Consider the following 26,944-nt stretch of genomic DNA (forward strand, 5'->3'; position numbering starts at 1 on the left):
GCGCAGTTGAAAAGGATTTTAAAAAAACGTATAGTATTCCTAAACAAAACGGGCAAGGTGGGATCAGGACATGGCAGATTTTGAAGCGGTATTGAAGGGTTACCGGGAGCTGGTAGGCAAGATTCGCAGCTACCAGGAAGCGGTGGGGCTGATTTATTGGGATATGCGTACCGGTCTGCCCAAAAAAGGGGTAGAGAGCCGCTCCCAGGTGGTAGGTGTGCTGTCCGGGGAAATGTTCAAGCTCTCTGTTTCCGATGAGATGGGCGGTTATCTGGAGGCTCTGGAGAAGCCGGAATATGCAGACAGGCTGGATGCCGTGAGCCGCAAGATGGTCAGTGAAAGCCGCAAGGAGTATGACCGGAGCAAGAAAATCCCGCCAGAGCGGTACCAGGAATATGTGGTGCTGACCTCCCAGGCGGAAGCGGCATGGGAGGAAGCCAAGGAAAAATCCGATTGGGCTGCCTTCCAGCCTTATCTGGAGCGGATCGTGGCATTCAATCAGGAGTTTATTGAGCTATGGGGCTACAAGGGCTCCAAGTATAACACGCTTCTGGATATGTATGAACCGGGCATGACGGAGGAGAAGCTGGATCAGCTGTTTGGCGCACTGAAGAGCAAGCTGGTGCCCCTGGTTGAGACAATCGCCCATGCCAAGCATAAGCCGGACACCTCCTTCCTGCGGCAGACCTTCCCGAAGGAGCAGCAAAAGGCCTTCAGCCTATTTATTCTGAAGGAAATGGGCTATGACTTTGACGCAGGGCGGCTGGACGAGACAGTGCATCCTTTTGCCACCGGCCTGAATCCCGGCGACGTGCGGGTTACAACACGCTATCTGCCGGAGGATGTGGTCAGCGCCCTGTTCGGCACCATCCATGAAGGCGGCCACGCCCTGTATGAGCAGAACATTATGAAGGAGCTGGAAGGAACCAATCTTTGCTCAGGCACCTCCATGGGCATTCATGAATCCCAATCCCGCTTCTGGGAGAACATGGTGGGCCGGAGCAGAGTCTTCTGGTCTCATTATTATCCCGATCTGCAGAGGATTTTTAAAGGCCAGTTCGATTCGGTTGCCGCGGAGGACTTCTACCGCGCCATTAACGAAGTGAAGCCTTCCCTTATCCGGATTGAGGCGGATGAGCTGACCTATAATCTCCATATTATGATCCGTTATGAGATTGAAAAGGCGCTGTTTGCCGGAACCGTCAAGGTGGCGGATCTGCCGGAGGTCTGGAATGCCAAGTACAAGGAATATCTGGGCATCGTTCCCGCCGATGCAGGCGAAGGCGTGCTCCAGGATGTGCATTGGTCCGGCGGCTCCTTCGGATATTTCCCGTCCTATGCCTTGGGCAATATGTATGCCGCGCAGATTCGCCATACGCTTCTTAAGAAGCTGCCGGAAGCGGAGGAGCTCATCGGCAAAGGGGAGCTGCTGCCCATCAAGGCGTGGCTGGCGGACGAGATTTACCAATACGGCATGCTGCATACGCCGGGGGAAATTGTGACCCGGGTAACGGGCGAGGAACTGAGCCCGGATTATCTGGTGGATTATTTGACGGCCAAATACACGGACATTTACAAGCTGTAATCAACAGGATTCTACCGGGAGGCGGAGAAAATGGAAGTCCGGATGAACGCTTTCACCACGGAAAAAATAAAGCAGACCATGGGGGATAAAGGCGGAATCATCAAGCTTTTCTATGACGCGGAGGATTGCGGCTGCAACGGGGTATTGGTTCTGCAGGTGCTGGATCAGCCGTATCCCGCGGATATCCGGGTGCAGGATGAGCCGCTTGCCATTTTTATTGACCGTCAGCAGGCGCCTTTGTTTGACGACATCATGAATGTGGAAGCCGATCCTGTTTTTCCGGTATACAAGGTCGCAAGCGACGACTCGGTATTCAGCACCAATGTGCCGCTGCGGGATTTGCGGAAGCAAGCCGTATAAATTCACATACAAATAAAAGCCCGGCCTTTCCACAGAGGAAATGAGCCGGGCTTTTTAACGTTCTTTAATAAGGGGAGGGCTTACCCGATATTCTCGGCGTAGTTGGGAGCGGGAATGGTAATAAGGGTCACGTACAGGGTGGAATTCCCGGCCCCGCCGCTGGTGTAGGAGAATTCCTCGTCGCCGGTAATCCGCACCACCTCGCCGTTGTTCAACGCCGTTTCGGCGCCGTCAACCGTAACAGCTCCGTTACCCTCCAACTGCAGGATATATACATCCGCCCCCGGGTGCTTGTGTGTCGGGAGCTGCTGGCCCGGACCAAAATTCAACAGGAAGACAATATGGCCTTCTTCGTTAAACAAAAGCCGCTTGGTAAAACGGCCCTCCGGAAACTCCTGATAGTCCTTGATCGCTTTTTTCTCCATGTTGCCCACTCTTCCTTTCCTTAGGTCATAGTTTCATTGTACATGCCGCGGCGCACTGCTTTGTGACGTACATCACAAGTATGGCTCCCGAAAAGTTTTTCACCCGGCTCTGGGCAGATGCATAGGATGGAGAAACGGGATATTCCATGAGCTTATGCTTACGATGCCGGCTTTCTGACGAAAGCCCTGAGGGAGGAACAGTAATGAAAAGGAAAGCCGGGTTACTTTCAATATCTCTTGTATTGGCTCTGTCCGCGGGGCTGGCGGCTTGCGGAGAGAAGAAGGAGGAGGGCAAGGCTACGGTCCGGTTGGCTGAGGTCACCCGCTCCATCTTTTATGCCCCCCAGTATGTGGCGCTGTCTCAGGGTTTCTTTGAAGAGGAAGGCTTGAAGGTAGAGTTCCAGACCATCGCCGGCGGCGATAAGGTGTCCACGGCGCTGCTGTCCGGGCAGATCGATGTGGCGCTGGTAGGGGCGGAATCCACCATCTACGTCCGCAACCAGGGGGCGGATGATCCGCTGATCAACTTTGCCCAATTGACTCAGACGGACGGAACCTTCCTGGTTTCCCGCAAGCCGGTGGCAAACTTTGACTGGAGCTCCCTGAAAGGGGTGACCTTCCTTGGACAGCGCAAGGGCGGGATGCCGCAAATGGCCGGGGAATTTACCCTGAAAAAGAAGGGCATCGATCCCCACAAGGATCTGAATCTGATCCAGAATGTGGATTTCGCCAATATTCCGGCGGCCTTCACCTCCGGTACAGGGGAGTATGTCCAGCTTTTTGAGCCGCAGGCAACTGTGATTGAAAATGAAGGCAAAGGCTATGTCATCGCCTCCTTCGGCAAGGAAAGCGGCAAGCTGCCCTACACTGTATTTATGTCCAAAAAGAGCTACATTAACAAAAACTCCGATACGGTGCAGAAGTTTACCAACGCCATCCACAAGGCGCAAAAATGGGTGGAGGCCAAATCCGTGCCGGAGATTGCCGAAGCGATTATCAGCTACTTCCCCAGCACGGATAAGGCTGTAGTGGAAGGAGTTGTGAAGCGCTACAAGGACCAGGGCTCCTTCGCCACCGATCCGGTGATTGACGAAGCCGAATGGAAGAACCTGCAGGATGTGATGGAGGCAGCCGGCGAATTGAAGGCCCGCGTTCCCCTTGACGAGCTGGTAAACAACTCCTTTGCAGAAAAAGCTGCGAAATAAGTCAGGTCAGCATGTAAGCACTCGCTTGAAAATTCGGGGCCCCCGCAAAGCAATCGGAATCTGCTTCATAGAATAGGCTTCATTTTGCGGGGATATCAGATTGGAGGCTGGCGTTCCCATGGGCTCTTCAGTCCGCTTGAAGGATGTTACACATGTCTATGTCAACAAGCAAGGCGCCACGCTGGCGTTGGAGGGGATTCATTTTTCCCTGAATGACGGGGAATTTGTCAGTATTGTGGGCCCCAGCGGCTGCGGCAAAACCACCCTTCTGTCCATTATGGCGGGACTCTTCAAGCCGGCGGGGGGGCAGGTGGAGGTCAATGGAGCCGTTCTGGAGGGACCGTCGCCGCATATCGGCTACATGCTGCAGCAGGATTATCTGTTCCCGTGGCGCACCATTTGGGACAATGCGCTTTTGGGCCTGGAGCTCCGCGGGAGAATTGCGCCGGAGTCCAAGGAATACACTCTGCATCTTCTGGAAGAAATGGGGCTGGCGGATACGCTCCGCCGTTATCCCTCCCAGCTGTCGGGGGGGATGCGCCAGCGGGTGGCGCTGGTGCGGACCCTTGCGGTGAAGCCGGATATCCTGCTCTTGGATGAGCCGTTTTCCGCTCTGGATTACCAAACCAAGCTGCAACTGGAGGATCTGGTGGCCATGACCCTGAAGAAACATGGCAAAACCGCAGTGCTGGTCACCCATGACATCTCCGAAGCCATCGCCATGAGCGACCGTGTCATCATATTGGACCGCGATCCCGGCCGAATCCGCAGAGAAATCGCTGTTCCGGAGGAAATCCGCAGTGAATCGCCGTTTCTGGCCCGGGAGGCGGAAGGATTTCATCCGCTGTTCCATACCATTTGGCAGGAGTTTGAAGCCATTGAGAAGGATGCGGCGGAACGCAAGGGGGGACCCGGACCATGAAAGAATCCTCCGAACCGTTGTCGCTCACACGCCGGGTCTGGGAGGAATACCGCGCGGCGCAGCAAAAGCGCAATCGCCTGGTTCGCCTGACGCAGCTCTTGATTCTCTTGGGCGCCTTCGGTCTGTGGGAGCTGGCAGGGCGGTTAAAATGGATTGATGTGCTGCTGTTCAGCTATCCCAGCAAGATCTTCACCCTTCTCTACGAACAGATTTCAACCGGCGAGATGCTCCCGCATATCGGGGCTACAGTTTGGGAGACCTTCGTAGGCTTCGTATTGGGCACCGTGGCCGGAACCGGACTGGCGGTGCTGATCTGGTGGTCGCCTTTTCTGGAGCGGGTGCTGGACCCGTACATTGTAGTCCTGAACAGCCTGCCCAAGGTGGCGCTGGGCCCGTTGTTTATCGTCGGCCTAGGCCCCGGCTACACCTCGATTATCGGGATGACGCTGGCCATTACGGTCATCATCACTACACTGGTGGTATACTCCAGCTTCAAGGAAGTGGACGTCAATTACCTGCGGGTGATCCGGGTGTTCGGCGGCGGCAAGACGCAGATTTTCCGCAAAGCGATTTTTCCGGCCTCCATCCCTACCATTGTATCCACCCTTAAGGTGAATGTGGGGCTGGCCTGGGTTGGGGTCATTGTCGGCGAGTTTCTGGTTTCCAAGGAAGGACTGGGCTACTTAATCATTTACGGCTTTCAGGTGTTCAATTTTACCCTGGTGATTGCCAGCCTTTTGGTCATTGCCGTGGTGGCAGCTCTGATGTATCAGGCGGTGGCCTGGCTGGAGAACCGGCTGAACAACCGTTGGTAAGAGAGTACAATGAAGAATGAAACAAAAGGAGAGGGAAATATGTCCAATAACGTTGCTCCCGCAGGTCAAGTGGTATATCAGGCAGACAATCAGCATGTGGAGACAGTAAAAGGGGTAAGGGAAAAGCTGCACGGCCTCTGCAAACAACGGTTAATGAACCGCCATGTGCTGGTGAAAACCATTGACGGACATGAATATGAAGGCATTATCGTATTCATTGACGACGGGAATGTATATTTGAGCCTTGCCGTGGACGAGGAGCTGAACAAACGGTTCTTCCCTTACGGTCCCGGCTTCTATGGTCCTGTAAATCCGGCCGGGGCGATGCTGCCCTTGGTGCTGTACAACCTGCTGGCGATTACGCTGCTGATGTGATTGACAGTTTGCTTCATACGGATTTTCATTCATCCGTTCCAAGCCTGCGCCTCTGCCGCAGGCTTTTTACTGTTTTCAAGAGAGAAACAAAAATCGTACAGAAACACCTAAAGATTCTTAAGGCTCGGAACGGCAGAATCGCGGTACATTATAAGCATCCCATCCAACCAAACTCTTAGCAGAAAGAAGGAGGAGCCATGAAAACAACGCCTGCCGCCGTCGGAACGGATCAAGTGCCGGCAGCCAAAGAGGCTTTTTACCAGACAAAGCGGTTCCGGCAGAACATCCCGCTATTTGTCATGCTTATACCGGGAGTGCTTTATTATCTGATCTTCCGTTACTTGCCTATGGGCGGTCTTGTGATCGCTTTCAAGAACTATAATTTTCACGATGGCATCTTGTCAAGCCCGTGGGTGGGATGGAAATATTTTGAGATTTTATTCCATTCCCACGTTACGCTGCAAATTATCTGGAATACCCTTACCCTGAGCATTCTGAACCTGATCTTCGGGTTCCCGGCGCCGATTATTATCGCCATTGCCTTGAATGAGGTGCGCAAGGGCTGGCTGAAGCGCTGGATTCAAACCATTATTTATCTGCCTCACTTTTTGTCCTGGGTTATCGTGGCCGGCATTATTCTGACCCTGTTCTCCATCGATGGAGGCACCATCAACAAGCTGCTGGGTCAATGGGGGATGGAGCCGGTGCCTTTCCTGTACCGCGCAAACTCCTGGACCGCTATCTTTATCGGCTCCGGCATGTGGAAGGAGATGGGCTTCGGCGCCATTATCTATCTCGCCGCCCTCTCCGGCATTGACCCCAGCTTGTACGAATCCGCGGGGATGGACGGCGCAGGCAAGCTGAGGCAGATTTGGCATATCACCCTGCCGGGCATCCGCCCTACGATTATCCTGCTCTTGATTCTTGGAATGGGCCGTCTGATGGAGGTTGGATTCGACCAGGTTTACAATTTGCAGAATCCCACGGTCCTGCAGAAAGCCGAGGTTATCAGCACCTACGTGTACAAGGTGGGGCTGCAGCAGGCCCAGTTTGGACTGACCACAGCCATGGGTTTGTTCGAATCCTTCGTCGGTCTGGTGCTTGTGCTGTCGGCCAATGCCTTGGCCCGTAAATTCGATCAGGGACTATTCTGAAGAAAGGAGGGACATCCTCTTGAAGGAATCCACAGGCGGAAAAGTGTTTGTCATCTTCATTCACGTGGTATTGATCATCATTTCGCTCACCTGCATCCTGCCTTTCCTGCATCTGATTGCGCTGTCCGTAAGCTCGGGGCATGCGGTTGACCTGGGTCAGGTCTGGTTCTGGCCGGTGGGGCTTGATTTCACCGTTTACCAATACTTTTTTGAGAATACGCCGGCCTTGCGCGCCTTTACCAACAGCGTCATCATTACCTTATGCGGAACCACCTTAAGCATGCTGGCCACGGTGCTGACGGCCTATCCCTTGTCCCGCCGTTACCTCTATGCCCGCAAGCCGATTACAACGGCCGCATTGTTCACCATGCTCTTCGGCGGCGGCATGATTCCCACTTATCTGGTGATGAACAGCCTGCATTTGACCAATACTTACTGGTCCCTGTGGTTTGGCGGGCTCATCAGCACTTATAATATGCTGATTATGAAAAGCTATTTTGAGAGCATTCCGGGAGAAGTGGCGGATTCCGCCCAGATTGACGGCTGCGGCGAGGTTCAACTGCTTACGCGCATCATTCTGCCCTTGTCTCTCCCCATGCTGGCCACACTGACGCTCTTCTACGGGGTGGGCTACTGGAACATGTTCATGAGCGTCATTCTTTACATCAGTAAGACGAATCTGCAGAATCTGACGGTTATCGTGCAGGGGATGCTGCAAATTCAGGGGAATTTCAATATGTCGGCCATGGATATGATGCAGCAGCAGGAAATGGTGTCCGAGAAGCTGAAGGCGGTTGGGGTTATGGTTATGGTTGTGCCCATGCTGGCGGTATATCCGTTTCTGCAGAAGTATTTTGTCAAAGGCATTATGCTTGGCTCTATCAAGGGGTAGTAATGAAATTAATCATAGATTAGGGGGACTCCACATGTTTGGACAAACATCCGCAGCAAGAATGAAGGTCACAGTGGCACTGGGACTGTCGGCGGTGATGGCGGCAGGAGCAGTCGGCTGCAGCCAAAAGGAAGAGGGAACAAAGGGGAAATCCGAAGAAAAAGCGACGATTACCGTATCCAACTATGACAGGGGCAATATTCCCGCAGCGGAGGGAACGGTAGAGGAGAACCGTTGGACCAAGTGGATCAACGAGCATTCTCCCGTTACAGCCAAGTATGTGCCGATAGCCCGGGCTGAGGCGGTCAAGAAGCTGAATGTGCTGTTTGCATCGGGCAGTGCGCCGGATATTGTCAATGATTATGATACGGGCTTCCGGAATTCCCTGTACCAGCAGAAGCAATTGATGCCTCTGGACGATTACTTGAAATATGCGCCTGAATATGAGAAGCTGCTGGAAAAGTACCCCCAGCTCCGCAAAATCGGCACCAAGCCGGACGGCAAGCTTTACGAAATCGGCAAAATCAATGAACCCCATCTGCAGAGCGTGGCCTTTATCCGGATGGACTGGCTGAAAAAGCTGAAGCTGGAGGTTCCGAAGACTACCGACGAATTGCTTGTTGTACTGAAGGCCTTCGTGGAGCAGGACCCTGACGGCAACGGGAAGAAGGATACGTATGGAACCAATATGAGCTACACCTCCGACGGCATGGTGGATTCCATGTTCGGCTCGTACGGCTGGAAAATCTCCAGTGACGACAAAATTGTAAGGACGTGGGACAATACGCTGGAGTCCCTTAAATTCAAGAAACGGTTATTTGAGGAAGGGCTTATCGATAAGGATTACCTGGCGGACAAGAATGGAGCCAAAGCCAAGCAGGATTTCCTGAACGGCAAAATCGGCGTTTTTCTTCCTCCTGCTATCACCAACTGGTTTGAGAATACGGTAACGGACGTTCAAACCCTCCGCAAGGTAGTTCCGGAGGCGGAGATTGCGCCTATGGCGCAGCCCAAGTCTCCCATGGGGCAGTTTGTCCATCATGTGGTCAATCCGGTGCAAATGACCACCGTAATTAATGCCGCAGCCAAAAATCCCAAGGCCGCTATGGAATATATTAATTTCATCATTAAGCCGGAGACCAGTCTGATTCTGAAAAAGGGAATGGAGGGAGAGCATTGGAAGAAGGGGGCTGACGGTTTCCCCAAGGTCATTGATCCCGCGAAAAATGCCAAAGAGCTGGATTGGGCCATGGACTACTCCATGTTCTACTCGATCCCCGAGAATCCGCTGCTGATTTCCACCACCGCCTTCGACGTAAGTGATCCAGACCAGAAGGCCGGCCTGGAAATGCTGAAGAAAGCCGACGAATTCCTGCTTAATCCCGAGGCCCAATATCCCGCGTTGAGCCACTATGAGCATATGCCTACCCTGCCCAGCGATTTGGTGGTGATTAATACCAATGTCGACAAGGAAATGAAAGACATCTGGACAAAAGGGATTATCGGCGGGGCCAAATATACCCCTGAGCAGGCTGTTGCAGATGCCAAAGCTGCCTGGGAGAGAGGCGGCGGCAAACAGATTGAGGAATTCATGAATACCTGGTATAAAGAAAATAAGGACAGAGCTTTCCTGGGCAAGGATATCTTGGAATTGGTCCGCTCCCAGCACAAATAAGGGCGAAACGGACCGGAATAAGATGAAAGTGGACTTGGTTCGGCAGAAGCCGGGCCAAGTTTGCTTCCGCAATATTTTAGATGAGAGGGAGTACATGAATCATGACCAATGAAATGCTGCTTCAAAAAATCGGACTGGTAGTGGACAAGCTTATGAATCTGGGCGGCAGCGACTATGAAAAGGATAAAACGGTAGTCCATGCCGATACCAAAAAAGGGATTGTCCAACGGGACTTCGGAATTGAAGAATGGGACTGGCCCCAGGGCGTCGGTCTTTATGGTTTGTATAAGCTGCAGAAGGTGTACGGCGATCAACGCTACAAGGAGTTTTTCCAGAATTGGTATACCCGCAATCTGGAGGCGGGTCTGCCGTCCAAAAATATTAACACAACCGCCCCTTATCTGGCTCTGGTTCTGCTCCTCACTCAGCTTGAGCCCTCCGATCAGTTGGAAGAGCTTTGCCGGGATCACGCGGACTGGCTCCTTCATGAGCTGCCCAAAACCAAAGAAGGCGGCTTCCAGCATACCGTCACTGCCATTGGCAACCGGAATGGAATCCATTTGCACAACGGGCAGTTATGGATTGATACCCTTTTTATGGCGGTTCTGTTTCTGAACCAGGCCGGGCGCAAGTTTAACCGGCCGGATTGGGAGCAAGAGGCAGTACACCAGATTCTGCTCCATATCAAGTACCTCTTTGACAAGCATACCGGACTGTTCTTTCACGGTTGGAGCTTTGAGCGCAATGACAACTTCGGCAGCATCTTCTGGTGCCGCGGCAATTCATGGTTCACCTACGGCCTCGTCGATTACCTGGAAACCTGCGGGGATACGCTTAACCCGGGGGTCCGTCAATTCCTGGTGGATACGTATAAGGCTCAGGTCAATGCCTTGATTCCGCTTCAGGCCGCTTCCGGTCTCTGGCACACCGTTCTGCAGGACCCAACCAGCTATGAAGAGGTATCCGGATCAGCTGCCATTGCCGCGGGTATCCTAAAAGGCATAAAAACCGGTATTCTGGATTCTTCCTATCAGGCTGCGGCAGACAAGGTCATTGAGGCGGTTTGCCAAAACATCAGCGAGGATGGAACGGTGCTGAATGTGTCGGCTGGGACCGGTATGGGAATGGATGCGGACCATTATAAAAACATCACCATCATGCCGATGGCATACGGGCAGTCCCTTGCCCTCATTGCTTTGTATGAAGCTTTGAAATAATCGGGGCAAAAGAAACCGGAAAGTGACGCGCTTCCTTCTACGTAGACAGGTAAAATGAAAACCTTGTTTGCTTGGAGGGGAGCGTTTTGTAAATACAGTATAATTCAAGGGGGGAGCCGGACTGCATCCCACAAGCTGGCCGGGATATATTGCCGGAAAAATCAAAGGCAGCTTCAAGATCAAGCTGATCGTGCTGCTCTCGTGTATGGTAACACTTGCTTTTGCCTTGGCAGGTTGGATGGTATACCGGTTAAATATCCAGTTGATGGAGGATGAAATCAGCAAGCAGTTTTCCATCGCCAACGAACAGGCTTTGGCCAGACTGGAGATGTCCTTCCAGGAGCTCAACCGGGTATCCCAATCCATTATTCTGAATCCGTACATTGAGCAGTTTCTCAGGGAAAATACCGCTCCCGTGAGCGATTCCTACACCCAATTCAAAAACCGCAAATATGTGGAGGAGCAGTTGAATATGCTGCTGGTGGATGCGCCGTCCATCCGTTCCGTTTTTTTGTACAATGAGAATGGGGAAATGACCGTTCTCTCCAGAAACGGGGCGTCAGGAGAGCCGGGACCGGATGACTTGGCCAGGATGATGGAAAAGCTTAAGCCACATCGGGGGAATATGGTCTGGGGCCGGGCCGAGGCGGCCAGCACCATTGATCCGGACGGACGCAGAACAGTTCTGGTTGCCGCCAGACGGATGCTCAATGAGAAGCTGATCCCTTACGGCACCATGGTGATGGCGATGGAGGAAAGCCTGGTATCCAAGGTGCTGCGGGATCTTACGGAGAACGGCAACGGCAAGGTGCTGCTGCTGGAGCCGATGGGCGGCATGCTTTACTCCAACGCCAACCAGAGCGAGATGGAGCAGCTGTTGCAGCTGACAGAGGCGAATTATCCCCGATATGTCAAAATGAATGGCATCACCTATCTGTTTGTCCGCCACGAGCTGATACCGGCAGGTTTTACACTGTACGGAGGGGCCTCCCTGCAGGAGATTCAGCGGAAAAACAAGGACATCATCCAAATATTCGCATTTGCCGGAATTGGCGTAATCCTGCTCAGTGCGGTGCTGATTACGATTTCTACCCGGACGCTTCTGACTCCTCTGGCCCATCTGATGCAGGGGCTGCGCAAGCTGCGCTCCGGCGATTTCACGGTTCGCGTCAGCGTGGACTCCGGCGATGAGCTTGGCTACATCGGAGACAGCTTCAACAGCATGGCGGAGCAAGTGAGCGCGCTGATCAACAAGGTATATCTGGCCCAGATCAGCCAGCGGGAATCGGAGCTGAAGGCCATTCAGGCGCAGCTGAACCCTCATTATCTGCATAACCTGTTCAATGAGCTGTATTGGAAGCTGTACAGCAACGACCAGGAGGAGGCGGCACTTCTGATCAACGCCATCTCGGAGATGCTGAAGTATTCCCTTAAATCTGTCCAGACGGATACCACTCTTGGCGAAGAGCTGCACCAGGTCCGCAACTACATCAAGATCCAGACCGAGCTGTTCACCGGTGAAATTGAAACCATCATTCAGGCTGAAGAAACAATGCTAGAGCTGCGGATGATGAGATCCCTGCTGCTGCCGGTGGTGGAGAATGTGTTTGTGCATGCCTTCCGTGATATGGACAAGGACCGGGTGCTGCGGATTAAAGCGTATTTGTTCAATGAGGCGCTGCACATCGAGGTGGCTGACAACGGATGCGGCATGGATCAAGAAACTCTAAAAACCTTGACAGAGGCGGAGACTGAACTGCCGGACGGCAATAAGACGGGAATCGGCTACAAAAGTGTGCTGCGGCGCATTGAACTGGTATACGGCCCCGCATATGGAGTGGAGATTACCAGCAGTAAAGGGAAAGGAACGGTTGTTCACATGACGCTTCCTATTAAATCCGGGGCACTGGAGAGTCATGAGGAGGGGACTGGATGAAAGGCAAGCTGTTTATTGCCGAGGATCAGCCCAACTTTCGCAAGGGGCTGCTGAAGCTGGCGGGAAAGCGGTCCGCTGAGTGGGTGGTGACGGGGGAAGCGGCCAATGGCCGGGATGCTTTGTTGTTGATGGAGAACTGCGTTCCGGATCTCTTGCTGACCGATATCCGGATGCCCCATATAGATGGTTTGCAGCTGGCGGAAGAAATCAGAAGCCGCGGCTGGCTGACGAAGATTGTGATTATAACCGGATTTAAGGATTTTACGTATGCCCAGGCCGCCGTCAAGTTCGGGGTGCTGGACTTTATCACGAAGCCTTGTGTGGAAACGGATATATTAAGCGTGCTCGACGGGATTTATGTGCGGCTGATTGAAGAGAGCCAGTCCCAGCTGCTGGTGGAGGGCTGGAAGCGCCAGCATGAAGACAGCCAGCTGCGCTCGGCGATTATGGGCATGCCCTGCAGCGGCGAGGAGGTGGAGGCCCTGCTGAAGCGGATGGAACAATGCGAGCTGTATTTTCTCCGTATTCCCACCTATTTTCCCGCGGAGAAGCATTATTCCGCCCAGGATGTGCCGCTCTTGCAGTTTGCCTTCACCAATATAGCCGGGGAGCACTTGAATAAATGGTTTCCCGGCGGCTTCCGCCTGTTTCCCTTGAACGCATCGGAATGGGCTTTGTTGGTGGACCGGAATGCTTCCCGGCCGGAAACCTCCGCCTCGTGGCTGCAGATCCTCTCCGACTCCGTTCATCATTATCTGAGGCTGGCTCTTGAATGCAGCCCGCAAGGATTATGCGTGAGCACGGAGGAATTGCGCCAGGGCTACAGCCGGTATTGCCGGGAGGGGGACAGGGAAGACGGTTCTGCCAATGAAGCTCTGCTCAACCAGACGGCGCTTTATGAGAAGGAGAAGGAAATTGTAACCTGGCTCATGTCGGAGGATAACGGCCGGTTAAGCAGGGAACTGCAGGATCAGGTTATCCGGATCAGCCATCTGCCGCCGCAAACCGCCAAGATCGAAGCGCTGCTGCTGGCTGCCGCCATTCTCCGGCTGGTGCAGGTCCAATTCCCCGAATGGCAAATGGCCGTGCGCCCCATAGAGTGGGATTCTGTCTACAAATGTGCGACGCCGGAGGATATTGCCGCGTGGCTGCACGGATACATCCATGAATTCCTGCAGGCCCACAACAACTGGCTTGCCGGCAAAAACGATAATCCGGTGAAGCAGGCCATCCGGTTTATTGAAGACTCCTACATGGGAGTATGCGGCTTGGCCGAGGTGGCGGCCCATGTCCATCTCAACCCCAGCTACTTCAGCAATCTGTTCAAGAAGGAAACCGGCGAAAGTGTAACCGTCTATATCCAGAACCTGCGGGTACAGAAAGCGAAGCTGCTGCTGAAAAGCACAGATATGAAAATATTCGAAATCTCCGAGGCCACCGGCTTCAACGACTCCAATTATTTCACGCATATGTTCAACAAAATAGCGGGAGTCTCCCCCAAAGAATACCGCAAGCAGATGGCCGGCCAGTGACTCCTCCACGAAAAAAGTTCATTTACACCGTGCCCAAACCGGTTTAATATGAATTTCTGAAGGAAATTCATCCACTGGCAGACAAGCTGTGCCAGCTGATTCGTGGGGAGTGGAATTGTGGGAATCCGTTTTGTGAAAACGGCGGCAGCAGTCTATTTATCCATCCTGGCCGCCCAATTGCTTCATCTGGATTACGCCCTAAGCGCTGGGCTTATCGCCGTGCTGGGGATTGATGTGACCCTGAAGCGCAGCCTGAACACCATTCTGGTGCGCATCGCCGCTTCCTTGTCGGGCCTGCTCATTGCTTCCGTTATTTTTCTTCTGCTGGGCTTTCATTTGTGGACCATTCCGGTATTTGTGCTCATTGTGTATCCGTTGCAGGCCCGCTTTAAGCTCAGTGACGGGATTGTATTAAGCTCCGTGCTGGTGTTCCACATGGTGGACAAGCAGGCGGTTACCTGGGGCAACCTGGTTAATGAAGTGGCGCTCTTGCTCATTGGCATGGGTATGGCTTCCATTGTGAATCTGCTGTACCGGCCGCGGACGGATGTGGAGCTGGAGGCGGCCAAGCACAAGGTGAATGGGCTGTTCTCCGCTATCTTCCTTCATATGGCCGACCATCTGCGTGATCCGGCTACAGTTTGGGACGGCAGCGAGCTCCTGGAGGCGCCGGAGGCCGTTAAGGAAGGGCTGGAGCTGTCCCGCCGGGCGGCGGAGAATAAGCTGTTCCAGTCGGCGGACCAATGGAGCCCTTATTTTGAAATGAGGCGCCAGCATTTTGACTCCATCCAGAGGATGATCGATCTCCTGGCCCAGGTGTACCAGACGCTGCCCCACGGGGAGGCGGTGGCCGGGCTGTTCGCCTCCTTAAGCGAAGGCGTGAAGTCCGACTACTACGCCGGCGAGGTGGAGGTTTCCCTGCTGCAGTTGGAGAAGGAGTTTAAAGCCATGCCGCTTCCGGCCACCAGAGCGGAGTTCGAAATGCGCTCCGCCTTGCTGCAGCTCTGCCTGGAGCTCAAAACCTACCTGGCCATGTCCCGGAAAGGCAAAAAAATCCGCCAGACGGCGGGGGAGGAGGGTCAACCGGCCTGATGCCGGGCTTGTCCGCCATATATTTTGTCCCCTTCCGGCAAAAATAGTTGTCACTCTAGACGAATGTCCTGCATACAATTACATTGAATGATTGTATGGAGGAGGTTGACAGAATGTCTACTTATACAGATAGAGACTTGCAAGCGAGAGAGATTATTACGAAAGCAGTGTGCGGCAAAGGTCGTAAGTTTAGCCAAGTGAGTCATACCGTGGTTCCGCCTCATGCTCCTACCAGCATTCTTGGCGCCTGGATTATCAACAACCAGTACGAGGCCCAAAAAGCAGGGGATAGCATCGAGGTCGTCGGAACCTACGATATCAACATCTGGTACTCTTACGACAAAAACACAAAGACCGATGTGGCCAAAGAAACGGTCTCTTACGTGGATACGGTGCCGCTGTCCTACCTGGACAAAAAGCACAGGGGCGCCACCGCCGAGGTATCCGCTTTTGCTACTCAGGAGCCCAACTGCATTGAAGCAGTGGTTGCTTCCTCCGGAGCAGGCGTGGTGATCCGGGTGGAGCGGGAGTTCAAGGTGGAGCTGGTGGCGGAAACCAAGGTGCGGGTAATCGTCAGTCCTTATGATCTGGACGATGAAGACAAGAATCTGGACTTCGATGCCGCTGCTGACGACGGCGACTACGAGGACCTGGACCCTGATCTTCTGGAGGACAACTGACGCCTTCCCCCAAAAGTGACGAAATGCCCTGCAGCGACTTCCGGGTACTTTTGGGGGAGCCCCCCACCTGAAAATGCGGATAAACCGCATTTTCGCAGAAGCTCTTGCTTCTTAGTTACAGGATATGCCGCATAATGCTTTTCGGATGGGGGCGAATGCCCTCTTTTTTGTTAAACTTTATCCCAAATAAGGATGGGATCGCCATGTCCATGTTTGTGTTGTACGGGAGTGCTGCGGCGGCAGGCATGCTGCCGCTCTACTTGAGAGCTCCTTCCGGAGAGCGGCTGCCTTCGGGCGGTAAGGTTCCCAAGGCCGTCCTGCAATGGGGAGTGCCGCCCCAGGACGCCCAAGCGCTGTTCCTGCTAAATCCGCTGAAGGGCTTGATCCGGGCGGGGCATAGCCGCACCTGCCGGGAATTCTGGCGGCAGAACGGCATGAGGGCGGCGTCCGGGAATGAAGAGTGGGTGAATCAGTTCCAGGTAGCTGTGTTTCAGTTGGATGCTTTGGCCGTATGGACCAAAGCGGGGGTTTCTGCGCTGGTTCCCGCAGGAGGGGGCGCGCGGGCAACCGGCCGGAGAAAGCAGCTGCCCGGACCGGTAAGCGGCGGGACCGGCGGATGGCGGGAGCTTCCTCCCGAGGAGCAGGAGGCATACCATATCCGGCGGGCCAAACGGGATGCAGTCAGGGCGGTATACGCTCTGGGGCTTAGCACTGGACTTGTGCGGGTAGGCGTCAACCGGGAGGGGAACACCGTGCTGATCGGGCTGGACCCGTGTCCGGCGTTGGACGACAGGCTGGCCGAGCTGTTTGCCGGGGCCATCAACCGGTATGCGGAGAAGCTGGAGGAGGCGGAGAGGACAGAGGGCATTTGGCAATCCGGCGCTGTCCTGCCTGCCGGCGTCCGGCTGGGGGCGGACCCGGAATTTGTGCTGCGGCGGCCCGACGGCGGTTTTGTGCCCGCCAACCGTTTCCTGGAAAAGGCCGGGACGGTAGGGTGCGACGCCGTTGTATTGTCCCGGGACAGGGTTATTCATCCCTTGGCCGAGCTGCGGCCCAGGCCCTGCGGCACGCCCGGCGAGCTGGTGCGGGAGCTGTACCGGACCATGCGCCAGGCGGCGCGGCAAATTCCGGACGTTTCCTTGGCCTGGCTGGCGGGAAGTATGCCCGGCAAGGGGCTGTCCACAGGCGGGCATGTGCATATCAGCGGCGTCTGGCTGCATCACCATTTGCTGCGCGCTCTGGACAATTACGTTGCCCTGCCGCTGGTATTGGCGGAGGGGGAGGCCGCCGGGCAGCGCCGTCCCAAGTATGGCTTCCTGGGGGATGTCCGGCGCAAGCGGCACGGCGGCTTCGAATACCGGACGCTGCCCAGCTGGCTTGCCAACCCGGAGCTGGCTTTAGCCGTCCTGACCCTGGTGCATACAGTCGCGCTGCACTACCGGGAGCTGCGCCAGACGCCGCTGGACCAACTGGACATCCAGCGGGCGTATTACAATGGCGACAAGGCGCAGCTATTGCCTGTGGTCCGCAAGCTCTGGGAGGATCTGGAGCGGCTGCCCGCCTACCGGCGGAGCAAGGGGACCATGGATGTTTTCCGCGACCGGCTGTTCCGCATGGAGGGATGGGATGAGCAGGCCGATTTCCGGATTCCGTGGAAAATCCCGCCTTACCAAGAGAAAGCCGCCACACACCCCGCTTTCGTGTTATAATAAAGGGAATCTTTTGATAAAATTTGCAAGAAAATCAATCGTTTCGTGATCGTTCGACTTTCCGGCTGGCCCGGCAAGTCTTTCTCACAGTACGGCGGAGGATCGATATGGCTAAATATACACCGATGATGGAACAGTATCTGGCCGTTAAGGCCCAGGTACCGGATGCGTTTTTGTTTTTCCGGCTTGGCGATTTTTATGAGATGTTCTTCGAGGATGCCATCCAGGCTTCCCGGGAGCTGGAAATTACCCTTACCGGCAGGGAGGGGGGCGCGGAGGAGCGCATCCCCATGTGCGGCGTGCCCTACCATTCCGCGGACAACTACATTGCCCGCCTGATCGAGAAGGGCTATAAGGTAGCCATCTGCGAGCAAATGGAGAGCCCGGCGGAGGCCAAGGGCATGGTCCGGCGGGAAATCGTGCGCATTGTGACGCCGGGCACCCTGATGGACGGCAAGCTGCTCAGCGACGCGGTCAACAATTACATAGCCAGTGTGGTCAAGGAGGCTGCCGGCATAGGCTTTGCCGTATGCGATATCAGCACCGGCGAGCTGTATACCGCCGCTTTGCCGGGTACGGAGGCTCTTTTGGATGAGCTGTCCGTGTACGGGCCCAAGGAGATTATCGGCACCGCAGAAACGGTGGAGTGGCTGAAGGAGAATGGCGCTTCAGCCCTCCGCCCGCCTGTTTATACCGTGTGGGACAAGGATGACCCGCAAGCTTTGGCAGCCCAATACGGTCAGGAGGAGCTGCGGAAGCTTACTCCCTTGACCCGGCGGACGGTCTCTCTTCTCATCGCTTACCTGGGCGAAACCCAGAAGCGCTCCCTGGGCCATATGACCCGGATTGAAACCTACCGCCCCTCCCAATATATGGTGATGGACCCGTTCACCCGGCGGAATCTGGAGCTGACGGAAACGGTGCGGGACCGCTCCAAACGGGGCTCGCTGTTGTGGCTGCTGGATGAAACGGTTACCTCCATGGGCGGGCGTCTCCTGCGCCGCTGGATCGAGAAGCCGCTGGTGAACCGGGAGCGGGTGGAGGAGCGGCTGGAGGCTGTGGACGCCCTCTACGGCAACCTGATTGTCCGGGAGGATCTGCGGCAAAGCCTGAAGGATGTATATGACCTGGAGCGGCTTACGGCGAGAGTCTCTTACGGCAGCGCCAATGCCCGGGACATGCTGGCGCTGAAGATTTCCCTGAGCCGCGTGCCGGAAGCGGTGCGCCTCTGCCGGGAATCCGGGTCGCGCTCGCTTGCGGCGCTGGTGGCGGGACTGGATGAATGCGCCGATGTCCAGGAATGGATCGCCTCCGCCATTGTGGACGAGCCCCCCGTCTCCGTCAGGGACGGCGGCATGATCCGGCTGGGGTACAATGAGCGGCTGGACCAGCTGAAGGAGGCTAACCAGAACGGCAAGCAATGGCTGGCGGAGCTGGAGCAGAAGGAGCGGGAGCGGACAGGCATCCGCTCTCTGAAGGTCGGCTTCAATAAAGTGTTCGGCTATTATATCGAAATTACGCGCAGCCATCTGGCCAGTCTGCCGGAGGGCTTGTATGAGCGCAAGCAAACGCTGGCCAACGCGGAGCGCTTTATTACCCCCGAGCTGAAGGAGAAGGAAGCGCTGATCCTGGAAGCCGAGGAGAAGATGGTGGACGTGGAATACGCCCTCTTCAATGAGCTGCGGGAGCGGATTGCCCTCCAGGTTAACCGGCTGCAGCGGCTGGCCGAGGTGGTAGCCGCCGTGGATGTGTACCAGTCGCTGGCTTCCGTCAGCGCCCGCAGGCGGTTCCGCAAGCCGGAGCTGTCCGCGGGTTATGATCTGTCTATCACCGGCGGCCGCCATCCGGTGGTGGAGGCGGTGATGCAGGACGGCTCCTTCGTGGCCAATGATACGGCCATGACGGCGGAGGCTGGTCCCATGCTTCTGATTACCGGCCCCAACATGGCGGGCAAAAGCACCTACATGCGCCAGGTGGCGATTATTTGCATCATGGCGCAGATCGGCTGCTTCGTGCCGGCGGAGAAGGCGGTTATTCCCATGACCGACCGGATTTTTACCCGGATTGGGGCGGCGGATGATCTCATCGGCGGCCAAAGCACCTTCATGGTGGAAATGATGGACATTCAGGTGATGACGGAAAAAGCCACCCGCCAGAGTCTGGTCATTATCGACGAGTTGGGAAGAGGCACCTCCACCGGAGAGGGCATGGCCATCGCCCAGGCGGTAATCGAGTTCATGCACGACCGGGTGGGCTGCAAAACCCTGGTGTCCACCCACTTTCATGAGCTGGCCCACCTGGAGGAAAGCTTGGCCGGGCTTAAAAATTACTGCATGGCCGTCAAGGAAAGCGACGGCCAGGTGACCTTCCTGCGGAAGCTGATTCCCGGCGCGGCCAGCACCAGCTACGGCATCTATTGCGCCCGGATCGCCGGTTTGCCCGGCAATATCATCGACCGGGCTTACCAGCTGCTGGCGGCCTTCGAGGAGCGGGCGGGAGCTGTGGAGGCGGCCGTCTCTCTGGAGCGGCCTTCCGGGTCTGATCTCGAGCCTGTGCAGGTTGCGCCTGTCTTTGCTGGGACAGCCCTCGTTGAGGCGGCTCCGGCAGAGGAGACGACGGCTGCGGTGCAGCTGAGCCTGTTCGGCCTGGAGGAGGACAAGCCCGCCGCCGCGGATAAGGCCAAGCGCAAGCAGGACGCGCGGTCGGAAGGGGTTCTTGCCTCCATCCGGGAGATGGATCTGATGACCATGACCCCGATGATGGCCATGAATCTGCTCTATGATTTGAAGCGGAAGCTGGATGGCAAATAAGCTTGCATCTTTACGGATTCACCCAAATAAAGACATGACGAGAGGGGATTTACCCATGAGATTCACCTTTGCAAAAAAGAGCCGGGCAGAAAGCTCTAAAAGCCGTTTGCCCGTCTGGAAGAAAATCGGCTTATCGGCTGTTGTCGCCACCATTGCCCTTCCCTCCTGGAGCGCCTATGCCAGTGAGGCGTCGGACCGGCTGCAGCAGGTGCTGGATATTCTCTCCACCAGCCATGTGAGCGGCGTTACGGAGGAAGCGCTCAGCGATGCCGCCATCAAAGCCATGGTGGATTCGCTGAATGATCCGTATACGGAATTTATGGACAAGCAGCAATGGAGCCAGTTTGAAGGCAGCCTTGCCCGCAATTATGTGGGCGTCGGCATTCTTATCAGCCACACGGCAGAAGGGGTTTATATCGAGCAGGTGTTCAAGGACTCCTCTGCGGAAGCGGCGGGGCTGCAGCCCGACGATATCATTGTGAAGGTGAACGACACCGACATTACTCCGGAGAATGCCAAGGATGTAGCCACCTATATTACCGGCGAGGAAAATACCAATGTGACCATCACCGTGCTCCGCGGCGCGGAACGGCTGGTTTTGACCATGCCCCGGAAAGCCGTGTCCCTGCCTGTGGTGGAAAGCGCCTATCTGGACGGCGGTGTAGGCTACCTGAAGGTGTACAGCTTCTCCGACGATTCGGATGAGCAGTTTACGGAAATTCTTGAGGGTTTCCAGGCAAAAAGCGATTTCCGCTCCCTGGTCATCGACTTGCGCGACAACCCCGGCGGACTTCTGGAATCGGCAGGCTATATGGCCTCCAATTTTATCAAGGACAGCGTTCTGATCCATACCAAAACTCGCAACGGGACGGATAATCCGGTGAATATTGTAGGGGGCGCAACCCTGCCGCTTCCCGTCTATGTGCTGGTGAATGAGAACAGCGCCAGCGCCTCGGAGATTCTGGCGGGAGCGCTGCAGGATTACAAGGTGGCGGTGATTGCCGGAACCAATACCTACGGCAAGGGCAGCGTCCAAAGCATCTACAGCCTAAGCGACGGCTCCAAGCTGAAGGTGACCATTGAGGAATACCTCACCCCCCTGGGGCATCCGGTCAACAAGGTGGGCATCAAGCCGGATCTGGTACTGGAAGGCGGCATGAATCAGCTGCTGCAGGTGCTCCGTTTGGCGGGCGTCAAGGAATTCAAGGTGGAAAAGAACCGCTCTGTTGTGACCGTCAACGGCATGCAGGTGGACGATTCCCTGCCGGCTGTGGAGGAGGACGGCAAGCTGTGGGTGCATTCCCGGGTGTTGGCGGCCTTGGCCGGCGCAGAATTGAAGTGGGTGCCCGAAGCCCAGGGTGTGGAGCTGATTGTGCAGGGCAAAGCACCGGTTCTTCTGTCAGGCAGCCAGGCCAAAATGGTGGGGGATTACCTGTTCCTGGATGCCGCGGCCTTCGCCCAAAGCTTTCCTGGAGTTAAGGTGGAGGGAACGCTGAATCAACTGGCGCTGGGCGCTTCTGCGGTGAACTGATATGGGCATTATCCGCGTATTGGATGACCACATTGCCAATCAGATTGCGGCGGGAGAGGTTGTGGAGCGCCCTTCCTCTGTGGTGAAGGAGCTGGTGGAAAATGCCATCGATGCCGGAAGCACCCGGATTGACGTTACGGTGGAGGACGGCGGCCTTACCTTGATCCGGATTGCCGACAATGGCGGCGGCATCGGCGCGGATGACCTGGAACGGGCGTTCCAGCGTCATGCCACCAGCAAGATTTCTTCGGGCAAGGATTTGTTCCACATCCGCACATTGGGCTTCCGGGGCGAGGCGCTGCCCAGTATTGCGGCGGTATCCAAGGTGGAATGTGTGACGGCGGCGGACGACAGCGGCCTTGGCCGGCGCATTGAGCTTGCCGGGGGCCAGGTGCTGGCCCATGAGGATGCCGCCGCAAGCCGGGGAACGGATATCCGCATCAAGGAGCTGTTCTACAATACCCCGGCGCGGCTCAAATATATGAAAACCATCCAGACGGAGCTGGGGCACATCTCCGACTTTATTTACCGGCTGGCCTTGTCCCATCCGGAGATTGCCTTTTTGCTCAAGCATAACGGCAATACCCTGGTGCAAACCATCGGCAACGGGGATCTGCTTTCGGTCATTGCGGCCATCTACGGGACAGGGGTGGCCAAGAAGATGCTGGCGGTGAAGGGGGAAAGCCTGGATTATCGGGTCAGCGGTTATATCTGCCGCCCGGAGGAAACCAGAGCCGGCCGCCACGCCATCTCCACCATCATTAATGGCCGCTACATCCGCAACTATCCGGTGGCCCAGGCGCTGATCAAGGCTTATCATACGCTTTTGCCCATCAACCGCTTTCCCATTGCCGTCCTCCATATCGAAATGGAGCCGTCACTCTTGGATGTCAACGTCCATCCCTCCAAGATGGAGGTCCGGTTCAGCAAGGAGCCGGAGCTGCTGGAATTTGTGGAGGCGACGGCGGCCGGGGTGCTGCGCGGAACCGCCCATATTCCCCAGGCGGCCCAGCCCCAGGCCAAGACGGCGGTCAAACCCGCCGTGATCCAGGAGCAGCTGGAGCTGTACCGGCCTCAGCCCCAGCCGCCTCAGGCGACCTCTGCAGCCGCCCCGGCCAGGGAGCAGGCTGCGCTTCCCCGGCCTCCGCAGCCGGAGACCGGGTGGAGGCTGCCGCAAGCTCCGCCGGAGCCTGTCCCGGACGACCGCCGGGAAGCCCGCAGCGCCGGGGGCTCCTTCGCGGGCCCGGCTGCCGGCGCAGGCGCGGCCGGCGGTTATCCGGCTCCGGCAAGAAACCAGCGCCAGCAGGAGCAGCCGCCCCGTCCGGAGACGGTGCAGAAGCTGCTTGGCGCGCTGGAGGATGTGGCTGGCGCGGACGAGGCCGATGGGACGGAGCTGCTGCCCGAGCCGAAGCGCAGCCTGCCCAAGCTGCCGGAGCTGGACCCCATCGGGCAGCTGCACGGCACCTATATTGTGGCGCAGAATCCGGAAGGGCTGTACCTGATCGACCAGCACGCCGCCCATGAACGGATCAACTACGAATATTATTACGAGCTGTTCGGACGGCCTCAGGAGGCCAGCCAGGAGCTTTTGGTGCCTATCACCTTGGAGTTTACCCCGTCCGAGGCGGAGGTGCTGAAGGGCAGGCTGTCGGTTTTGGAGCAGTCCGGCGTATTTTTGGAGGCCTTCGGCGGCAGCACCTTTCTCGTCCGGGCCTATCCCCATTGGCTTCCTCCCGGGGAAGAGCGGGAGATCGTCACGGAAATTTGCGAATGGGTGCTGGCCGAGCGGAAGCAGGTGGACCTGTCCAAGCTGCGGGAGAAAGCCTCCACCCTGTGCTCCTGCAAAGCCTCTATCAAGGCTAACCAGTCCTTGACCCGGGTGGAGATGGAGGCGCTTTTGGACAGGCTATCCGCATGCAGAATGCCGTATACCTGCCCCCACGGCAGGCCCATTGTCATCAGCTTCTCCACGTATGAGCTGGAGAAGATGTTCAAACGGGTGATGTAGGTCTGTTCCGGTCTCAGATTGAGTATATGAGGCATGATAGCGGGCAGCAAATGTCTGCTATGTTGGAAAATGGCATCATTTCAGCAAAATAATGACATAAAATGTCTGTTATTTTCCTAAAAGACCTGATTTCCGCTGAAAACGAAGTTCTTAGCAGACATTTTGTGTCGTTATTAGCTCTGTTTTCCGCTTTTTATGCAAATAGCAGACATTGTTTGCCGTTTACATTTATCCTATCGCATAAGAATCCCCAATCGTGCAAAACTTCCGAATGGCAAAAAAGCGGACCGGAGTATAAAGCTCCTTCTGGTCCGCTTTTTTGTGCTTGCTATGCCGCTGCCTGGAAATAACACGTTTCTAGCAGGGGCGCGGGCGGGGACGAGGACAGGGGCACGGCTTCGGACGGGGGGGAAGCGGACGCGGCGGGTTGCCGTGGTAACGGCGGTATACCCGCACGTTGGTGCGGTCGGTAATCCGCGTAAATCCATGTCTGACCAGACAGGCATGGGCGCTGGACAGCCTTCTGCCCACTTGAATTTCATCCTTGCAGGGTGCGGCGCTGCCGATGACACAGCATCCGGTAATCCGGAGTACGCCGTCAACGGTGGCAACCCGCAGCGTAACCACATCAGGCCTGCGGACACGGCGGAAATTTCTGCTCATCGTCATCTCTCCTTTGCGGTAAGAGTTATTATAGTAGATGAGCTCCGGAGGCTGCCGGCCACGGTCATGAGCCATGAGCCATACGCCCGATTCGCATTTCCGCGGATTGTGGTTTATAATGGGTAGGAATTCTACTAGCATATTTACAGGGAATGGAAAAAGAAATGTTTGTAACCACCTCGTATCATTCGACAACCGCGGAGCTGGAGCAAGCCCGGAGCTTGGCGGCAAGACTCGGCTGCCGGTATGTAGAGCGAAGGCAATCCTCCTTGCCCCGCCTGCAGCGGGAGCATGGCAGTCAGGATATTATAGTGGCCACCACCTTGGGCCTGCGTTACTTTCCCGAAGGGAGCAAGGAGCCGTTTTTCTTTCATCCCAGCTCGGCCCAGGTCAGAATCAAACGTTTGCTCCATGGGATGCCCGACGGCCTGCTGGAGGCGACAGAGGTGCAGGAGGGGGATGTCATCCTCGACTGCACGGCGGGACTTGGCTCGGAATCCATTCTGTTTGCGTATGCGGCAGGGCCCGATGGGGACGTTACGGCGCTGGAAAGCGAACCCTTGATCGCTCTTCTGGTGGGTGAAGGCTTAAAAACGTATGAATCCGGGCTGAAGGTGCTTGACCAGGCCATGCGGCGGGTAAAAGTGATCCAGACCGACCATTTGTCCGAATTGAAACGGCGGCCGGACAAAAGCGTGGATGTGGTGTATTTTGATCCCATGTTCCGGCAGACCATCGAGGAAACCAGCGCCCTTAATCCCCTGAAGGCCATCGCCAACAAAAGCGAGCTGCAAGCCGAAGCGGTTCTGGAGGCCAGACGGGTGGCCCGGCGGCGGGTAGTGCTGAAGGAGCACCGCGAGAGCGGGGAGTTCGGGAGGCTGGGTTTCCGCATGCTGCTGCGGACCAATACCAAAATCGCATACGGAGTGATGGATGTATGAATGATGCCGGCCGCTTCCGGCTGCCCGGGGACAAGCCGCCGCTTCTGGTGCTGGTGGGACCCACCGCCATCGGCAAAACAGGCTTAAGCATCGAGCTTGCCAAGCGTTACGGCTGCGAGATCATCTCGGGTGACTCCATGCAGGTGTACCGGGGAATGGATATCGGGACAGCCAAGATTACCCGGGAGGAAATGCAGGGCGTTCCGCATCATATGGTGGATATCTGCGAGCCGGATTACCCGTTTTCGGTAGCGGAATTTCAGGAAAGAGTGCGGCAGTTGATCCTTGACATCGGAAGCCGCGGCGCGATTCCCTTTATTGTGGGAGGGACGGGGCTGTATATTGAGTCCATCTGCTACGATTTCCAGTTCACCGACGTAGGCTCCGACGAAGAGTTCCGCCAGGAGCAGCGCCAATACCTTGAGGAGCACGGCCCGGAGGCCCTTCACGCCCGTCTCGCCGAAAGAGATCCCGGCAGCGCGGCCAGACTCCATGCCAACGATACCCGCCGGGTGATCCGGGCCTTGGAGGTTCTTCATTTGACGGGACGCACCCTGACCGAGCAGCTTGCCGGACAGACGAAGGAGTCGCCGTATAATCTGTGCCTGACAGGCTTGACAATGGATCGGGATATTTTATATAACCGTATTGAAGCCCGCATTGACAAGATGATGGAGCTGGGGCTGGTGGAAGAGGTGAAGGGGCTCCTGGCCCGGGGAATTACCCGCAGCCATATCTCCATGCAAGGCTTGGGGTACAAGGAAATTGCCGCTTACCTGGACAATGAGATGTCTCTTCCCGAAGCGGTCCGGCTTCTGAAGCGGGATACCCGGCATTTTGCCAAGCGTCAGCTCTCCTGGTTCCGGCATATGAAGGACATAAACTGGATTGAAATACCGGAACATGCAAAAGTTTCACGCATCCTGCACAAATTCCATGAAATTCTAGCAGGAAAGTTCGAAGGGGTTACGGAATATATTGGAGAGCATGAATATCCGCAGATTTGACATATAAGGCGTTCTTACACTTTGAAGGGGGATTCCTATCCATGAACAAGTCCATTAACATCCAAGACAACTTCTTAAACCAGCTCCGCAAAGAAAACATCCCGGTCACGGTTTATCTGACCAACGGGTTCCAGATCCGCGGCGTAATCAAGGCCTTCGACAATTTCACCATCATCGTGGACAGCGAAGGCAAGCAGCAGATGATTTACAAGCATGCCATCTCCACTTTTACTCCGCTCCGTCCAGTCTCCTTCAACCAGGAGGTCAATAACGATTAAGCGGGCCGCACCCGCCGGGATTGGAAAACGAAACCTTTTGCATATCCGGCACGTCAAATAGAATAGCGCCTGAAGAGCAATCCCTGACTCTTAGGGGTTGCTCTTGTTATTCGCAGGACTTATCCGATCAAG

The 26,944-nt window shown here is 55.8% G+C and carries 23 protein-coding genes; 21 read left to right on the top strand and 2 right to left on the bottom strand.

Going from position 1 to position 26,944, the window contains the following annotated elements; all coding sequences use genetic code 11:
• Window positions 1–70: 70 nt before the first annotated feature.
• Together DQG13_RS10045 and DQG13_RS10050 are read left to right on the top strand one after the other, a co-directional pair.
• Window positions 71–1,585: a carboxypeptidase M32 gene (locus DQG13_RS10045; protein ID WP_113019622.1), complete on the top strand. Its 1,515-nt coding sequence runs from the start codon at window positions 71–73 to the stop codon at window positions 1,583–1,585.
• Between the two features lie 30 nt (window positions 1,586–1,615).
• On the top strand, window positions 1,616–1,945 hold the full coding sequence (locus tag DQG13_RS10050) for an iron-sulfur cluster biosynthesis family protein (protein WP_113019623.1): 330 nt from the start codon (window positions 1,616–1,618) through the stop codon (window positions 1,943–1,945).
• 80 nt (window positions 1,946–2,025) lie between these two features.
• On the opposite strand, the gene DQG13_RS10055 is transcribed toward DQG13_RS10050, so the two are convergent.
• On the bottom strand, window positions 2,026–2,370 hold the full coding sequence (locus DQG13_RS10055) for a cupin domain-containing protein (RefSeq protein WP_113019624.1): 345 nt from the start codon (window positions 2,368–2,370) through the stop codon (window positions 2,026–2,028).
• A 203-nt stretch (window positions 2,371–2,573) separates the two neighbouring features.
• On the opposite strand from DQG13_RS10055, the gene DQG13_RS10060 reads away from it, so the two are divergent.
• The 16 genes from DQG13_RS10060 to mutL all read left to right on the top strand — a co-directional run bounded on the left by DQG13_RS10060 (window position 2,574) and on the right by mutL (window position 23,923).
• Window positions 2,574–3,575, top strand: a complete 1,002-nt coding sequence (locus DQG13_RS10060) for an ABC transporter substrate-binding protein (protein ID WP_113019625.1) — start codon at window positions 2,574–2,576, stop codon at window positions 3,573–3,575.
• A gap of 118 nt (window positions 3,576–3,693) precedes the next feature.
• Window positions 3,694–4,497 (top strand): ABC transporter ATP-binding protein, encoded by an 804-nt coding sequence (locus DQG13_RS10065; protein ID WP_113019626.1) that lies wholly within the window; start codon window positions 3,694–3,696, stop codon window positions 4,495–4,497.
• Window positions 4,494–5,312, top strand: coding sequence for an ABC transporter permease (locus DQG13_RS10070; protein ID WP_113019627.1), 819 nt, complete (start codon window positions 4,494–4,496; stop codon window positions 5,310–5,312). The genes DQG13_RS10065 and DQG13_RS10070 overlap by 4 nt, the downstream gene beginning before the upstream one ends.
• A 39-nt stretch (window positions 5,313–5,351) precedes the next feature.
• Window positions 5,352–5,687, top strand: coding sequence for a hypothetical protein (locus tag DQG13_RS10075; protein WP_113019628.1), 336 nt, complete (start codon window positions 5,352–5,354; stop codon window positions 5,685–5,687).
• A gap of 197 nt (window positions 5,688–5,884) precedes the next feature.
• Window positions 5,885–6,841 carry an ABC transporter permease gene (locus DQG13_RS10080; RefSeq protein ID WP_113019629.1) on the top strand — a complete coding sequence of 319 codons (957 nt, stop codon included), beginning with the start codon at window positions 5,885–5,887 and terminating at the stop codon, window positions 6,839–6,841.
• Window positions 6,842–6,860: 19 nt separating this feature from the next.
• Complete coding sequence (locus DQG13_RS10085) at window positions 6,861–7,733, top strand: carbohydrate ABC transporter permease (RefSeq protein ID WP_181592679.1); 873 nt, start codon at window positions 6,861–6,863, stop codon at window positions 7,731–7,733.
• A gap of 34 nt (window positions 7,734–7,767) precedes the next feature.
• Complete coding sequence (locus DQG13_RS10090) at window positions 7,768–9,408, top strand: extracellular solute-binding protein (protein WP_113019630.1); 1,641 nt, start codon at window positions 7,768–7,770, stop codon at window positions 9,406–9,408.
• 101 nt (window positions 9,409–9,509) lie between these two features.
• Window positions 9,510–10,625: a glycoside hydrolase family 88/105 protein gene (locus DQG13_RS10095; protein WP_113019631.1), complete on the top strand. Its 1,116-nt coding sequence runs from the start codon at window positions 9,510–9,512 to the stop codon at window positions 10,623–10,625.
• Between the two features lie 238 nt (window positions 10,626–10,863).
• On the top strand, window positions 10,864–12,561 hold the full coding sequence (locus tag DQG13_RS10100; RefSeq protein ID WP_258525607.1) for a cache domain-containing sensor histidine kinase: 1,698 nt from the start codon (window positions 10,864–10,866) through the stop codon (window positions 12,559–12,561).
• The gene (locus DQG13_RS10105; RefSeq protein ID WP_113019633.1) at window positions 12,558–14,093 is read left to right on the top strand and encodes a response regulator transcription factor; all 1,536 of its coding nucleotides are present in this window, start codon (window positions 12,558–12,560) and stop codon (window positions 14,091–14,093) included. The genes DQG13_RS10100 and DQG13_RS10105 overlap by 4 nt, the downstream gene beginning before the upstream one ends.
• 117 nt (window positions 14,094–14,210) lie before the next feature.
• Window positions 14,211–15,185, top strand: coding sequence for an aromatic acid exporter family protein (locus DQG13_RS10110; RefSeq protein WP_113019634.1), 975 nt, complete (start codon window positions 14,211–14,213; stop codon window positions 15,183–15,185).
• A 113-nt stretch (window positions 15,186–15,298) separates the two neighbouring features.
• Entirely contained in the window at window positions 15,299–15,865 is a 567-nt protein-coding gene (locus tag DQG13_RS10115; RefSeq protein WP_113019635.1) for an outer spore coat protein CotE, read from the top strand.
• A gap of 203 nt (window positions 15,866–16,068) precedes the next feature.
• Complete coding sequence (locus DQG13_RS10120) at window positions 16,069–17,574, top strand: putative amidoligase domain-containing protein (protein ID WP_181592680.1); 1,506 nt, start codon at window positions 16,069–16,071, stop codon at window positions 17,572–17,574.
• A 107-nt stretch (window positions 17,575–17,681) separates the two neighbouring features.
• Complete coding sequence (gene mutS, locus DQG13_RS10125; RefSeq protein WP_113019637.1) at window positions 17,682–20,384, top strand: DNA mismatch repair protein MutS; 2,703 nt, start codon at window positions 17,682–17,684, stop codon at window positions 20,382–20,384.
• A gap of 55 nt (window positions 20,385–20,439) precedes the next feature.
• Window positions 20,440–21,915, top strand: a complete 1,476-nt coding sequence (locus DQG13_RS10130; RefSeq protein WP_113019638.1) for a S41 family peptidase — start codon at window positions 20,440–20,442, stop codon at window positions 21,913–21,915.
• Between the two features lies 1 nt (window position 21,916).
• On the top strand, window positions 21,917–23,923 hold the full coding sequence (gene mutL / locus DQG13_RS10135) for a DNA mismatch repair endonuclease MutL (protein ID WP_113019639.1): 2,007 nt from the start codon (window positions 21,917–21,919) through the stop codon (window positions 23,921–23,923).
• A gap of 357 nt (window positions 23,924–24,280) precedes the next feature.
• Here the strand turns inward: mutL and DQG13_RS30730 are convergent, their stop codons facing one another.
• Window positions 24,281–24,586, bottom strand: coding sequence for a hypothetical protein (locus tag DQG13_RS30730; protein WP_181592681.1), 306 nt, complete (start codon window positions 24,584–24,586; stop codon window positions 24,281–24,283).
• A 152-nt stretch (window positions 24,587–24,738) separates the two neighbouring features.
• Between DQG13_RS30730 and DQG13_RS10145 the strand changes: the two genes are divergently transcribed.
• The 3 genes from DQG13_RS10145 to hfq are packed head-to-tail and all read left to right on the top strand — an operon-like array spanning window position 24,739 to window position 26,812.
• Complete coding sequence (locus tag DQG13_RS10145) at window positions 24,739–25,527, top strand: class I SAM-dependent methyltransferase (protein WP_258525608.1); 789 nt, start codon at window positions 24,739–24,741, stop codon at window positions 25,525–25,527.
• Window positions 25,524–26,534: a tRNA (adenosine(37)-N6)-dimethylallyltransferase MiaA gene (gene miaA, locus DQG13_RS10150; RefSeq protein WP_113019640.1), complete on the top strand. Its 1,011-nt coding sequence runs from the start codon at window positions 25,524–25,526 to the stop codon at window positions 26,532–26,534. Before DQG13_RS10145 ends, miaA begins: the two co-directional genes overlap by 4 nt.
• Before the next feature lie 41 nt (window positions 26,535–26,575).
• On the top strand, window positions 26,576–26,812 hold the full coding sequence (gene hfq / locus DQG13_RS10155; RefSeq protein WP_113019641.1) for an RNA chaperone Hfq: 237 nt from the start codon (window positions 26,576–26,578) through the stop codon (window positions 26,810–26,812).
• The last annotated feature ends 132 nt before the right edge of the window (window positions 26,813–26,944 follow it).

It is taken from the genome of Paenibacillus sp. YN15, assembly GCF_003285005.1.
Classification (GTDB): domain Bacteria; phylum Bacillota; class Bacilli; order Paenibacillales; family NBRC-103111; genus Paenibacillus_AR.

Coding starts and splice junctions, on each gene's coding strand:
- DQG13_RS10045 (WP_113019622.1), top strand. CDS start 71: ATGGCAGATTTTGAAGCGGTATTGAAGGGTTACCGGGAGCTGGTAGGC.
- DQG13_RS10050 (WP_113019623.1), top strand. CDS start 1,616: ATGGAAGTCCGGATGAACGCTTTCACCACGGAAAAAATAAAGCAGACC.
- DQG13_RS10055 (WP_113019624.1), bottom strand. CDS start 2,370: ATGGAGAAAAAAGCGATCAAGGACTATCAGGAGTTTCCGGAGGGCCGT.
- DQG13_RS10060 (WP_113019625.1), top strand. CDS start 2,574: ATGAAAAGGAAAGCCGGGTTACTTTCAATATCTCTTGTATTGGCTCTG.
- DQG13_RS10065 (WP_113019626.1), top strand. CDS start 3,694: ATGGGCTCTTCAGTCCGCTTGAAGGATGTTACACATGTCTATGTCAAC.
- DQG13_RS10070 (WP_113019627.1), top strand. CDS start 4,494: ATGAAAGAATCCTCCGAACCGTTGTCGCTCACACGCCGGGTCTGGGAG.
- DQG13_RS10075 (WP_113019628.1), top strand. CDS start 5,352: ATGTCCAATAACGTTGCTCCCGCAGGTCAAGTGGTATATCAGGCAGAC.
- DQG13_RS10080 (WP_113019629.1), top strand. CDS start 5,885: ATGAAAACAACGCCTGCCGCCGTCGGAACGGATCAAGTGCCGGCAGCC.
- DQG13_RS10090 (WP_113019630.1), top strand. CDS start 7,768: ATGTTTGGACAAACATCCGCAGCAAGAATGAAGGTCACAGTGGCACTG.
- DQG13_RS10095 (WP_113019631.1), top strand. CDS start 9,510: ATGACCAATGAAATGCTGCTTCAAAAAATCGGACTGGTAGTGGACAAG.
- DQG13_RS10100 (WP_258525607.1), top strand. CDS start 10,864: ATGGTATACCGGTTAAATATCCAGTTGATGGAGGATGAAATCAGCAAG.
- DQG13_RS10105 (WP_113019633.1), top strand. CDS start 12,558: ATGAAAGGCAAGCTGTTTATTGCCGAGGATCAGCCCAACTTTCGCAAG.
- DQG13_RS10115 (WP_113019635.1), top strand. CDS start 15,299: ATGTCTACTTATACAGATAGAGACTTGCAAGCGAGAGAGATTATTACG.
- DQG13_RS10120 (WP_181592680.1), top strand. CDS start 16,069: ATGTCCATGTTTGTGTTGTACGGGAGTGCTGCGGCGGCAGGCATGCTG.
- mutS (WP_113019637.1), top strand. CDS start 17,682: ATGGCTAAATATACACCGATGATGGAACAGTATCTGGCCGTTAAGGCC.
- DQG13_RS10130 (WP_113019638.1), top strand. CDS start 20,440: ATGAGATTCACCTTTGCAAAAAAGAGCCGGGCAGAAAGCTCTAAAAGC.
- mutL (WP_113019639.1), top strand. CDS start 21,917: ATGGGCATTATCCGCGTATTGGATGACCACATTGCCAATCAGATTGCG.
- DQG13_RS30730 (WP_181592681.1), bottom strand. CDS start 24,586: ATGAGCAGAAATTTCCGCCGTGTCCGCAGGCCTGATGTGGTTACGCTG.
- DQG13_RS10145 (WP_258525608.1), top strand. CDS start 24,739: ATGGAAAAAGAAATGTTTGTAACCACCTCGTATCATTCGACAACCGCG.
- miaA (WP_113019640.1), top strand. CDS start 25,524: ATGAATGATGCCGGCCGCTTCCGGCTGCCCGGGGACAAGCCGCCGCTT.
- hfq (WP_113019641.1), top strand. CDS start 26,576: ATGAACAAGTCCATTAACATCCAAGACAACTTCTTAAACCAGCTCCGC.